The 11,762-nt window shown below is 67.8% G+C and carries 9 protein-coding genes; 5 read left to right on the forward strand and 4 right to left on the reverse strand.

Annotation, left to right across the window (positions count from 1 at the left end):
- Positions 1-60 precede the first annotated feature (60 nt).
- From EV640_RS08035 to EV640_RS08045, 3 genes are all read right to left on the reverse strand, one after another.
- Complete coding sequence (locus tag EV640_RS08035) at positions 61-858, reverse strand: 3-hydroxybutyrate dehydrogenase (protein ID WP_051501072.1); 798 nt, start codon at positions 856-858, stop codon at positions 61-63.
- A 127-nt stretch (positions 859-985) separates the two neighbouring features.
- Positions 986-2,398 (reverse strand): GntP family permease, encoded by a 1,413-nt coding sequence (locus tag EV640_RS08040; RefSeq protein WP_133726220.1) that lies wholly within the window; start codon positions 2,396-2,398, stop codon positions 986-988.
- 128 nt (positions 2,399-2,526) lie between these two features.
- Positions 2,527-3,705 carry a PucR family transcriptional regulator gene (locus tag EV640_RS08045; protein WP_133726221.1) on the reverse strand — a complete coding sequence of 393 codons (1,179 nt, stop codon included), beginning with the start codon at positions 3,703-3,705 and terminating at the stop codon, positions 2,527-2,529.
- A 323-nt stretch (positions 3,706-4,028) separates the two neighbouring features.
- On the opposite strand from EV640_RS08045, the gene EV640_RS08050 reads away from it, so the two are divergent.
- Positions 4,029-5,402: a short-chain fatty acid transporter gene (locus tag EV640_RS08050; protein WP_243832266.1), complete on the forward strand. Its 1,374-nt coding sequence runs from the start codon at positions 4,029-4,031 to the stop codon at positions 5,400-5,402.
- Positions 5,403-5,521: 119 nt separating this feature from the next.
- Here EV640_RS08050 and EV640_RS08055 read toward each other — a convergent pair whose 3' ends face one another.
- Positions 5,522-5,842, reverse strand: a complete 321-nt coding sequence (locus EV640_RS08055; protein WP_133726222.1) for a CHY zinc finger protein — start codon at positions 5,840-5,842, stop codon at positions 5,522-5,524.
- 203 nt (positions 5,843-6,045) lie between these two features.
- Between EV640_RS08055 and ilvD the strand changes: the two genes are divergently transcribed.
- From ilvD to ilvC, 4 genes are all read left to right on the forward strand, one after another.
- Positions 6,046-7,827 (forward strand): dihydroxy-acid dehydratase, encoded by a 1,782-nt coding sequence (gene ilvD / locus EV640_RS08060; RefSeq protein WP_084479503.1) that lies wholly within the window; start codon positions 6,046-6,048, stop codon positions 7,825-7,827.
- 383 nt (positions 7,828-8,210) lie between these two features.
- On the forward strand, positions 8,211-10,088 hold the full coding sequence (locus EV640_RS08065; RefSeq protein ID WP_036474884.1) for an acetolactate synthase large subunit: 1,878 nt from the start codon (positions 8,211-8,213) through the stop codon (positions 10,086-10,088).
- A gap of 4 nt (positions 10,089-10,092) precedes the next feature.
- On the forward strand, positions 10,093-10,626 hold the full coding sequence (gene ilvN / locus EV640_RS08070) for an acetolactate synthase small subunit (protein WP_036474882.1): 534 nt from the start codon (positions 10,093-10,095) through the stop codon (positions 10,624-10,626).
- A gap of 54 nt (positions 10,627-10,680) precedes the next feature.
- Positions 10,681-11,706, forward strand: coding sequence for a ketol-acid reductoisomerase (gene ilvC / locus EV640_RS08075; RefSeq protein WP_036474881.1), 1,026 nt, complete (start codon positions 10,681-10,683; stop codon positions 11,704-11,706).
- Positions 11,707-11,762: the final 56 nt, after the last annotated feature.

Raw genomic sequence — 11,762 nt, forward strand, 5'->3', positions numbered from 1 at the left:
CAGGGACTGCTGTGGACTCGGGCTCAGGAACTGCTGGGAACTCTCGGCGCGATCAGCTGATCAGCTCGCGCTCCAGCCGCCGTCCATGGCGTAGGACGTGCCGGTCACCATACCGGCCGGGTCGGAGGCCAGCCAGAGGGCGAGGGAGGCGACCTCCTCGGGCTCCACCAGCCGCTTCACAGCGGATTCGGTGAGCATGATCTGCTCGACCACCTGGTCCTCGGCGATGCCGTGGATGCGGGCCTGGTCTGCGATCTGCTTCTCCACCAGAGGGGTGCGCACATAGGCGGGGTTGAGGCAGTTGGAGGTCACCCCGTGCTCGGCGCCCTCCAGGGCGGTGACCTTGGAGAGGCCTTCCAGGGCATGCTTGGCGCTCACGTAGGCGGACTTGAACGGGCTGGCCCGCAGTCCATGGACCGAGGAGATGTTGAGGATCCGGCCGAAGCCGCGGGCGTACATGCCAGGAAGTGCCGCGCGGATCAGCAGGAACGGGGACTCCACCATCAGCCGGTGCATGAGCCGCCATGCCTCGGGGTCGAACTCGTGCAGCGGAGCGACCCGCTGGATGCCGGCGTTGTTGACCAGGATGTCGGCCTCGTGGATCCCGGTCTCGGCGCTGAGCTCCTGAAGCGCCGTGGTCTCGGAGAGATCCACCGTCCATGAGCTGCCGCCGATCTCTGCTGCCAGGGCTTCGGCGGCTGCGCCGTCGCGGTCACACACCGTCACCTGCGCACCGGCGGCGGCGAAGGCCCGCACGCAGGCCGCCCCGATGCCGGAGGCACCGCCGGTGACGACGGCGCGGCGGCCGGTCAGTGCGCCGGCCGGGATGGGCGAGCTGCGAGGGGAGTGCGGGTCCATGATGCTCCTTCTTCAAGGGGTGAGGATTCAAACGGGGTGTCCCGGGTGGGCTGGGTGAGCTGAGTGAGCCGGAAGACTGCAGAGAGGCTGCAGGGAGACGTCGGAGGGGGCCAGCTCACCCCGTGGATCAGAACCCGCCCACGGCCGAGACCAGAGCGATCAGTGCCACGACGACCAGCACCGGGATGACCAGCGTGACCATGGCGATGTCCTTATAGGACTGACGGTGGGTGAGGCCACAGACGATCAGCAGCGTGACCACGGCGCCCGAGTGGGGCAGCGTGTCCAGGCCGCCGGCAGCCATGGCGGTCAGCCGGTGCATCATCTCCAGGCTGATGCCCTCGGCCTCGGCCATGGCACGCAGGTCCGCGCCCAGGGCGTTGAGCGCGATGGTCATGCCGCCGGAGGAGGAGCCGGTGAGCCCGGCGGTGATCGAGGTGGTGACCACGGAGGTCACCAGTGCGTTGGCGCCCATGCCGAAGACCGAGTCGCGGACCACGGCGAAGGCGGCCACCGAGGCGACGACGGCGCCGTAGCCGACCTCGGAGGCGGTGGAGAAGATCGGCAGCATGGAACGCTTGACGCCGTCGTTGAATCCGACCTTCAGGGTGCTCCACTGGCCGAAGTTCATCGCGATGATCAGCGCGATGGCGCTCACGATGCCCACCAGCACGGCCCACAGGCCGGCGCGGGTGTCGTAGCTGATGGCTCCGAAGGTGTCCTCCTGCAGATAGGACCAGTCCAGGGCCGGGAAGATCAGCAGGGTGCAGGCGAAGTTCACCGCGAAGACGGTCAGCAGCGGCAGGAAGGGGACCAGGCGGTTGGGCGGGGCGATCGTGGTGGTGACCGAGGAGCCGTCGTCGGAGGATCCTCCGATGACCTTCTTGGACTCCGCGGACTCGAAGGACTCACCCTTGGAGATCAAGCTGCGCCGGCGGTGCTCCAGCCACAGCAGGCCCAGGCCGAAGATCAGGGTCCCGCCGAGGACGCCCACCCCCGGTCCGGCCCATGCGCCGGTGCCGAAGAACTGCCCGGGAATGATGTTCTGGACCTGCGGGGAACCGGGCAGGGCGGTCATGGTGAAGGTGAAGATGCCCAGGGCGATGGTGCCGGGAATCAGCCGGCGCGGGATGTCAGCGACGCGGAACAGCTCGCGGGCCAGCGGATACATCACGAACGCGACCACGAAGAGGCTGATCCCGCCGTAGGTCATCAGTGCGGAGGTGATCACCGTGGCGGCGATCGCCCTGCGGCTGCCGATCCAGCCGGTCACGGTGCGCGCGATCGACTCGGCGTATCCGGTCACGGTCATCAGCACCCCGAAGATCGCACCGGTCAGGAAGATCGGGAACCAGCTGCCCACGAAGCCGGCCATCGCCGGCATGAACACCTCGGTGTAGGAGGCCATGATCGGGGCCCCGGAGAACAGCACACAGACGACTGCGGAGATGGGAGCCGCGAGGATCACCGGCACGCCGCGATAGGCGAGGGTGATGAGCAGCAGCAGGGACACGATGATGCCAACGATGCCCAGGATCATGGAGGTCTCCTCAAGGAGGGTGGTGAGCGTGTGACGACCGTCTCGGCGTCAACGTTCAGCATGCGTGCCCCGATGTGACCTGCGCTACATTCTTTCGTTCAACAGTGCAGCGGTTATTTAGTAGCTGGCTACGAATGAGTTCCGCGGGGGAGGGCGCCCCGACGGGCGGCGAGCACCCAGGACAGCTCGATGAGGGTGTCGAGGTCTCCGAGGTCCGCACCGGTGATCTCCTGGAACCTCTGCAGCCGGTAGCGCAGCGTGTTGACGTGCACCGGGATGCTGTGGGCTGCCCGCGGGATGTTCATCCTGTGATGCAGGTAGGCCTCCACGGCCTCGAGCACATGCTCGCCGAACACGCCGGCCTCGACCAGCGGCTGCAGGTGGCGTTCCTGCAGCAGCGCGGTGACCTCCGGGCTGGCATGGACTCCCGCCCGCCAGGAGAGACGCTCCAGGTCCACCACCCCGGTCTGCCCCACGGCCGCAGCTGCGCGCAGCGCAGTGGCGGCGGACTCGAAGGATCGCGGCAGCTCCTCCAGGCTCACCGCCGGGCCGAGCCCGACGGTCAGCCGCTCCGGCTCCGCACTCAGCGGCGGCTCACCGATGAGGATGCCCACCAGCATGCCGGCGCGCACCGCGGTGAGCACCCGCAGTCCAGCCTGTTCGGCCCATTCCTGGAGCCGCCGCTGGCGTTCGAGGTCTGCCTCGGGCCGTGATTCTGCGGCCAGCGCGCACAGCGGGGCGGCGGTGGGGACGTCGTAGAGGGCGGCGCCGCGGGCCAGCTCGGTCGGCTCCAGCTGGGTGGCCACGGCCTCGCCGATCCAGGCCGCTCGCCGGGTGGAGTCCGCCAGAGCTCGCGAGACGTCCCGGTCCTGGTAGAGCAGCACCGCCCGGGCGGAGAACACGTCCCCCAGCTCCCAGAGCAGGGTGGAGGAGGCTAGGACCTGGTCTGCCGGGATGCCGTGGTCCGGGGCGTGGTCCAGCATCCGGTGCAGGATCACCGACATGCAGGCTCGGAAGCCGGCGAGCACGCTGCCCACGGGCACGCCCTGGGCGTGCCGCTCCGAGGCCAGGGCGTCGGCTTCGGCGACGTCGTCGTGGCAGGGTTCGAAGCCTGCCCGGATGGTGCGGATGCTCAGTGCGATGTTGCGCCGCACGGAGGCTTCCAGGGCGGCGGTGGGGACGTCCTCGTAGCCGGGCACCGTGGCGCGGATGGTGTGGATGGTCTGCTCGAGGATGCCGCCGTCCGCCTCGAGGGCGGCCAGCAGCTGGTCCCAGGCGGCCTCGGCGGGACGCTGCTCCGCTGTCATGTGGCTCACCATACCGGCTGCCCCGCGTGACTCTCGCGCCACTTTCACGTCACTCTCGTGTCCCTCTGGCCTCAGCGCCCAGCGCGACCCGGCCTGGCCTGCATCGTCTGCCGGTGATTTGCATCGCGTGGTGATGTGAGTCACATTGGGGTGCGGCGGGGGCCGTGTGGCTCCCGTGTTCTGCGTAATCGACCTGAAGGAGCTCAGCTGATGGCTGTCCGGTATTCCTCTGCCACTGAAGCGATGCATGAACGCTTGTTCGAGGGCATCACCCTCGTTCTCGGAGCGTCCGGCCGCACCCGCATTCCCGCGGGGCGTGACGCATGACCGCTACACGGCAGGACGCCGCAGGCAACAGCGCCGTTCTCGGCAGGGTGATGCGACCGCTGAACTCCCTGGTGGAGAAGCTGATCCCCTCGGCCCTGGTCTTCGCGATCGCACTGACCTTCATCGTGGGTGCTCTGGCGCTGATCTTCACCGACGCCGGCCCGATCCAGGTCGTCGAGGAATGGGGCATCGGCCTTGCCGGGCTGCTGGAGTTCATCACCCAGATGGCCCTCATCCTCTTCCTGGGCTACATCCTGGCCAACACGAGACCAGCCCGAAAGCTGCTGCGCCGCCTGGCCACAGTCCCCAGAACAGCGATCCAGGCCTACCTGTTCGTGTTCCTGATCGCCGCCCTGGCAAGCCTGATCACCTGGGGCCTGGGACTGGTGGTCGGTGGCCTGCTGGCGCGCGAAGTTGCTCACGTCTTCCGCGAACGCCAGATCCCGGTGCACTTCCCCATGCTGGTGGCCTCAGGGTTCTCCGGATTCGTGGTCTGGCATATGGGCTACTCCGCCTCGGGGCCGCTGACCGCAGCCACCCCCGACTCCTTCGTGGCAGAACAGCTGGGCGCTCCGCTTTCCGTGGGGGAGACCATCTTCTCCACCTGGAACATCATTGCCTGCATCGTCACCATCGCGGTGGTCGCCTTGGCCCTCTACCTGGTGGCGCCTCGGGACAGCGCCACGGTGGTCCCGCTGAAAGTGGACGCACGCGAGGTCGACGTCGAGATCGACGACGCCGTCGAGACCCCCGCGGATCGTGTGGACGCCTCCCGCATTCCCACCCTGCTGATCGGGCTGATGCTGGTGGCCTATCTGATCATCCACTTCAGCGGCGGCGGCTCCCTGACCTTGGACGTGGTCAACTGGAGCTTCCTCGGGCTGATCATGCTGTTGGTCCGCAGCCCCTTCGAGCTGATCGCGCTGACCAAGCAGGCCGCCTCGAATGTGGGCGAGATCCTGCTGCAGTTCCCGCTGTATGCGGGCATCCTGGGCATCATGGCCGGCACTGGGCTGATGACCGTCATCTCAGAGGCTTTCGTAGCGATCTCCACTGCGCAGACGTTCGCGCTGTTCGCGTTCCTCTCCGCCGGACTGGTGAACTTCTTCGTGCCCTCCGGCGGCGGACAGATCGCGGTGCAGGCCCCGATCCTGCTCGAGGCGGCAGAGACACTCAGCGTGGACCCCGCCATCGCCATCATGGCCGTGGCCTATGGCGACCAGTGGACGAACATGATTCAGCCGTTCTGGGCGCTCCCGCTGCTGGCCATCGCTGGGCTGAAGATGCGCGACATCCTCAGCTACACCACGATCGTGCTCATCGCCTCCGGCATCGTCTTCGGCGCAACCTTGCTCATCGTCTCGATGTGATCGGCCTGAATTGAGCCGCCGCGGGGCTGTCGCTGGGCTGTCGCTGGGCTGTCACTGGGCTGTCACTGGGCTTGTCATTGAGCAGCCGCGGGGCTGTCGCTGGGCTGTCGATGAGCGGGTCAGAGCTCGAAGTAGAACTCGTGGTGCGCCGCGCAGCCGGGATTGAATCCCGTCCCGCAGTGCGCGCAGGCCTCCGCGATGAGGTACTCCGCGATGCTGAACCGGGTGCGGCAGACCCCGCAGAGCAGCGCGAGCTCCTCCCGGCGCGCCCGCGGCCAGCGGCTGATCTCATGCGTCTCGGCCTCCTGGTGGCAGCGCAGGCAGGGATACCAGCGGTCGCAGCAGAAGAACCGGATCGCGACGACGTCGCGCGGCCCGGCGTAGTGCCGGCAGCGCGTCTGATCATCCACCGCGGCCCCGCGGATCGCAGGCTCATCCATGTCCCCGAGGCTAACCCACCCCAAACCGTTGAGGGGCGGATTCTCCGAGCATTTCATGCGGATTTTGGCCCAAACTGGTCGGAGAATCAGCCCCTCAACGCTGGGTGGTCAGCCCCTCAACGTTGGGTGGCGGAATTCTGCATCGTGAGACAGGCGGCGGTGCGCGTGCGCCGGGACACGTCGGCAGGCATAGAATCCAGAGCATGGCTGAGCACACCGCAGAGACCCCCGAGAACACTCCTGACATCGTCGAGGGCGCGGCGCCCTTCACCCCGCCCAAGGCGGTCACCGGACCCTCGATCCCGGAGAAGCCCCGCAGCTGGGAGGTCACCGACGGCTACACCCGCGCCCCGGCGCGCGGGATGCTGCGCGCGGTAGGCATGGGCGACGACGACTTCGGCAAGGCCCAGATCGGGATCGCCAGCTCCTGGAACGAGATCACCCCCTGCAACCTCTCGCTGGACCGCCTGGCCAAGGCCTCCAAGGAGGGTGTCCACGCCGGCGGCGGCTACCCGCTGGAGTTCGGCACCATCTCGGTCTCCGACGGCATCTCCATGGGCCATGAAGGCATGCACTACTCGCTGGTCTCCCGCGAGGTCATCGCCGACTCGGTGGAGACCGTCATCCAGGCCGAGCGGCTCGATGGCTCGGTGCTGCTCGCCGGCTGCGACAAGTCCCTGCCCGGCATGCTCATGGCCGCGGCCCGGCTGAACCTCTCCAGCGTGTTCCTCTACGCCGGCTCGATCATGCCCGGCGTGGCCCGCTTCGCCGACGGCACCGAGAAGGAGGTCACCCTGATCGACGCCTTCGAAGGTGTCGGCGCCTGTGCCCGCGGCACCATCAGCGAGGCCGACCTCGACGTCATCGAACGCGCCATCTGCCCCGGCGAAGGCGCCTGCGGCGGCATGTACACCGCCAACACCATGGCCTGCATCGGTGAGGCGCTGGGCATGTCGCTCCCCGGCTCCGCCGCGCCGCCCTCGGCCGACCGCCGCCGCGACCACTACGCGCACAAGTCCGGCGAGGCCGTGGTGGAGCTGCTGCGCCAGGGCATCACCACCGCGGACATCCTCACCAAGAAGGCCTTTGAGAACGCGATCGCGGTGACCATGGCCTTCGGCGGCTCCACCAACGCGGTGCTGCACCTGCTCGCCATCGCCCGCGAGGCCGGGGTGGAGCTCGAGCTTGAGGACTTCAACCGGATCGGCGACAAGGTCCCGCACCTCGGGGACCTCAAGCCCTTCGGCCAGTACGTGATGGCCGACGTCGACCGGGTCGGGGGAGTGCCGGTGGTCATGCGCGCCCTGCTCGACGCCGGCCTGATCCACGGCGACGCGCTCACCGTGACCGGCAAGACCGTCGCGGAGAACCTGGCGACGATCAACCCGCCGGACATCGACGGCAAGATCATCCGCGCCCTGAACAACCCGATGCACCCCAACGGCGGCATCGCGGTGCTGCATGGCTCGCTGGCCCCCGAGGGCGCGGTGGTGAAGTCCGCGGGCTTCGACGCCGAGGTCTTCGAGGGCACCGCCCGGGTCTTCGAGCGCGAGCAGCAGGCGCTCAAGGCCCTGGAGGAGGGCCGGATCCAGGCGGGCGACGTCGTCGTCATCCGCTATGAAGGCCCCAAGGGCGGACCGGGCATGCGCGAGATGCTCGCCATCACCGGAGCCATCAAGGGCGCCGGGCTGGGCAAGGACGTGCTGCTGATCACCGACGGTCGCTTCTCCGGAGGCACCACCGGGCTGTGCATCGGGCATATCGCCCCCGAGGCCGTGGACGGCGGGCCGATCGCCTTCGTCGCCGACGGGGACCTCATCCGGGTCGACATCGCCGGGCGGAGCATCGAGCTCGTGGTGGACGCCGCCGAACTCGCCACCCGCCAGCAGGACTGGACCCCGCTGCCGCCGTTCATCACCACCGGGGTGCTCGGGAAATACGCCAAGCTGGTCCGCTCCGCCGCCGAGGGTGCCTACTGCGGCTGAGCCGGTGAGCATCGGCGCCGGTCACCGGCGGCGCCGCCCACCAGCAGCGTCGGCATACCGGATTTCCACCATGTGAGACGGGTATCCGGGATGTTGACACGGATCACAGGCCAGGGAAGCATGGATGCCATGCGTCAACTACTAGCGGTCGTACCCGTATCCGCCGCCGGGGGACATGTGAAGTGATTCACAGGCCCCAGGTCGGCCGCTCGTCCGCCTCACACGAGGCGGCCGAATGGTTGAACTGGAGCTGACGCATCCGCTCACCCCGGCAGAAGGCCCCACAGGCTTCTCAGCCGGGGTTTTCTCTTGACCGGAGTGGATCCACCACGGATCAGAGACTTCTTGGATCAGCAATTCGGGAACCAGAGACTGAGGAAAAGATGAGCAATCTGACAGCCACGACCCCAGCGATGCTGGCGTCGAAAGCATCCAGCAGCGCCGCTGGGATCTCCCCGGACCCCCGCATCTACGGCCCGGGCCGCACCGTGGAACCGGTAGCGGTCACCGGCGCGGAATCGATCATCCGCAGCCTTGAGTCGCTGGGTGTCACCGACGTCTTCGGCATCCCCGGCGGCACCATCCTGCCGACCTATGACCCGCTGATGGACTCCGAGCAGATCAACCACATCCTGGTGCGCCATGAGCAGGGCGGCGGCCACGCCGCCCAGGGCTACGCGATGGTCACCGGCGAGGTGGGCGTCTGCTTCGCCACCTCCGGGCCCGGGGCGACGAACCTGGTCACCCCGATGGCCGACGCCCATATGGACTCCGTGCCGATGGTCGCGATCACCGGTCAGGTCAACGCCGCGGTGATCGGCACCGACGCGTTCCAGGAGGCCGACATCGTCGGGATCGCCACCCCGATCACCAAGCACTCCTACCTGGTCACCGACGCCGACCAGATCCCCCGGGTGATGGCCGAGGCCTTCCACCTGGCCTCCACCGGCCGGCCCGGCCCGGTGCTGGTGGACATCACCAAGTCCGCCCAGGTCGCGCAGACCACCTTCGCCTGGCCGCCGAAGATCGAGCTCAACGGCTACCGCCCGGTGACCCGCGGGCATTCCAAGCAGATCCGCGAGGCCGCGAAGCTGATCCAGGGCGCCTCGCGTCCGGTGTTCTACATCGGCGGCGGCATGATCAAGGCCGAGGCCTCCGAGGAGTTCTACAGGCTGGCCGAGACCGTCGGGGCTCCGGTGGTCAACACGCTGATGGCCCGCGGCGCGTTCCCGGACTCACACGAGCAGAATCTGGGCATGCCCGGGATGCACGGCACGGTCTCCGCCGTCGCCGCGCTGCAGCGCTCGGATCTGCTGATCACCCTCGGCGCGCGCTTCGATGACCGGGTCACCGGGCAGCTCGAGAGCTTCGCCCCGGACGCCAAGGTCATCCACGCCGACATCGACCCGGCGGAGATCTCGAAGAACCGGACGGCCGATGTGCCGATCGTCGGCTCGCTCAAGGAGATCGTGCCCGAGCTGACCGTCGCCTTCGACACGCTGGTGGCCAAGCACGGCCGCACCGACATCAGCGGCTGGTGGAAGCAGCTCAACCGCTTCCGCGAGACCTACCCGCTGGGCTACACCACCCCGGAGGACGGCAAGATCGCCCCGCAGCAGGTGATCGAGAAGATCAACCAGGCCGCCGGACCCGAGGCGGTCTACGTCGCCGGCGTGGGCCAGCACCAGATGTGGTCCTCGCAGTTCGTGAAGTACGAGCGGCCCCGGCAGTGGCTGAACTCCGGCGGACTCGGCACCATGGGCTACGCGGTGCCTGCCGCCATGGGCGCCCAGGTGGGCAACCCGGACCGGGTGGTCTGGGCGATCGACGGCGACGGCTGCTTCCAGATGACCAACCAGGAGCTCGCCACCTGCGCGATCAACAAGATCCCGATCAAGGTCGCGGTGATCAACAACTCCTCCCTGGGCATGGTGCGCCAATGGCAGACCCTGTTCTACGAGTCCCGGTACTCCAACACCCATCTCAACACCTCGGTCTCGGACTCCGGCGGGGAGATCGTGCGGATCCCCGACTTCCTCAAGCTCGCCGAGGCCTACGGCTGCGCGGGGCTGCGCTGCGAGCGTCCCGAGGACATCGACGCCGTGATCGCCGAGGCGATGGCGATCAACGACCGCCCGGTGGTGGTGGACTTCGTGGTCTCCCGTGATTCGATGGTCTGGCCGATGGTCCCTGCAGGGGTCTCCAACAGCGACATCCAGTTCGCGCAAAACCTGACCCCGCAGTGGGACGAGGAGGACTAAGAGCATGGGCACACATGACATCATCGCGCCGGAGCAGCGCCGCACGCTCTCGGTCCTGGTCGAGGACGTCCCCGGCGTGCTGACCAAGGTCTCCGGGCTCTTCGCCCGCCGCGCATTCAACATCCACTCACTGGCGGTGGGTCCCTCCGAGCTGCCCGGCCTGAGCCGGATCACCGTGGTGGTCGACGCCGACTCGAAGCTGCTGGAGCAGATCACCAAACAGCTGAACAAGCTGATCAATGTCATCAAGATCATCGAGCTGGCACCGGAGAACTCGGTCCAGCGCGAACACCTGCTGATCAAGGTGAAGGCTGACTCGCCCACCCGTCTGCAGGTCACCCAGGCCGTCGAGCTCTTCCGCGCCAAGATCGTGGACGTCTCCGTGGACTCACTCACCGTTGAGGCCACCGGCGCACCTGACAAGCTCAATGCTCTGCTCGAGGTCCTGGAGCCCTTCGGAGTGCGCGAGATCGTGCGCTCCGGCGGACTCGCGATCTCCCGCGGCTCGAAGTCCATGACCGACCGAGCGCTGCGCTGACCACCTGAGAACCCCTGACCTGTCAATCAATCCCCACCATGAGGAGCCCTCACTGTGACTGATCTCTATTACGACGACGACGCCGACCTGTCCGTGCTCAGCGGCAAGAAGGTCGCTGTCATCGGCTACGGATCCCAGGGCCATGCCCACGCGCTGTCCCTGCGCGACTCAGGCGTCGACGTCGTCGTCGGTCTGAAGGCAGACTCCAGCTCCAAGGCCAAGGCCGAGGAGCAGGGCCTGACCGTGAAGACCGTGGCCGAGGCCTCCGCCGAGGCCGACGTCATCATGATCCTGGTCCCGGACCAGCACCAGGCCGCGGTCTACTCCGCCGAGATCGCCCCGCACCTGGTGCCGGGCAACGTGCTGCTGTTCTCCCACGGCTTCAACATCCGCTTCGGCTACATCGAAGCGCCCACCGAGGTCGGCGTCGCGATGGTCGCCCCGAAGGGACCGGGCCACGTGGTCCGCCGCGAGTACGAGGCCGGCCGCGGCGTGCCCGCCCTGATCGCCGTGGAGCAGGACCCCTCGGGCGAGGCCAAGTCGATCGCGCTGGCCTACGCCAAGGGCATCGGCGGCACCCGCGCCGGCGTCATCGAGACCACCTTCACCGAAGAGACCGAGACCGACCTCTTCGGTGAGCAGGCTGTTCTCTGCGGCGGCGCCTCCCAGCTGGTGCAGTACGGCTTCGAGACCCTCACCGAGGCCGGCTACAAGCCCGAGATCGCCTACTTCGAGGTGCTCCACGAGCTGAAGCTGATCGTGGACCTGATGGTCGAGGGCGGCCTGACCAAGCAGCGCTGGTCGATCTCCGACACCGCCGAGTTCGGCGACTACGTCTCCGGCCCCCGGGTGATCTCCCCGGAGGTCAAGGAGAACATGAAGGCCGTGCTCGCCGACATCCAGTCCGGAGCCTTCGCCAAGCGCTTCATGGATGACCAGCGCGACGGCGGCAGTGAGTTCAACGAGCTGCGCAAGAAGAACGAGTCGCACCCGATCGAGTCCACCGGTCGCGAGCTGCGCAAGCTCTTCTCCTGGATCCCGCAGGACGATGACTACACCGAGGGCACCACCGCTCGATGAGTGATCACGGTGAGCGGGGCGGGCCGTGACACGGCCCGCCCCGCTCACCGTCTTCG

The organism is Nesterenkonia aurantiaca, assembly GCF_004364585.1.
Taxonomy (GTDB): Bacteria; Actinomycetota; Actinomycetes; order Actinomycetales; family Micrococcaceae; genus Nesterenkonia; species Nesterenkonia aurantiaca.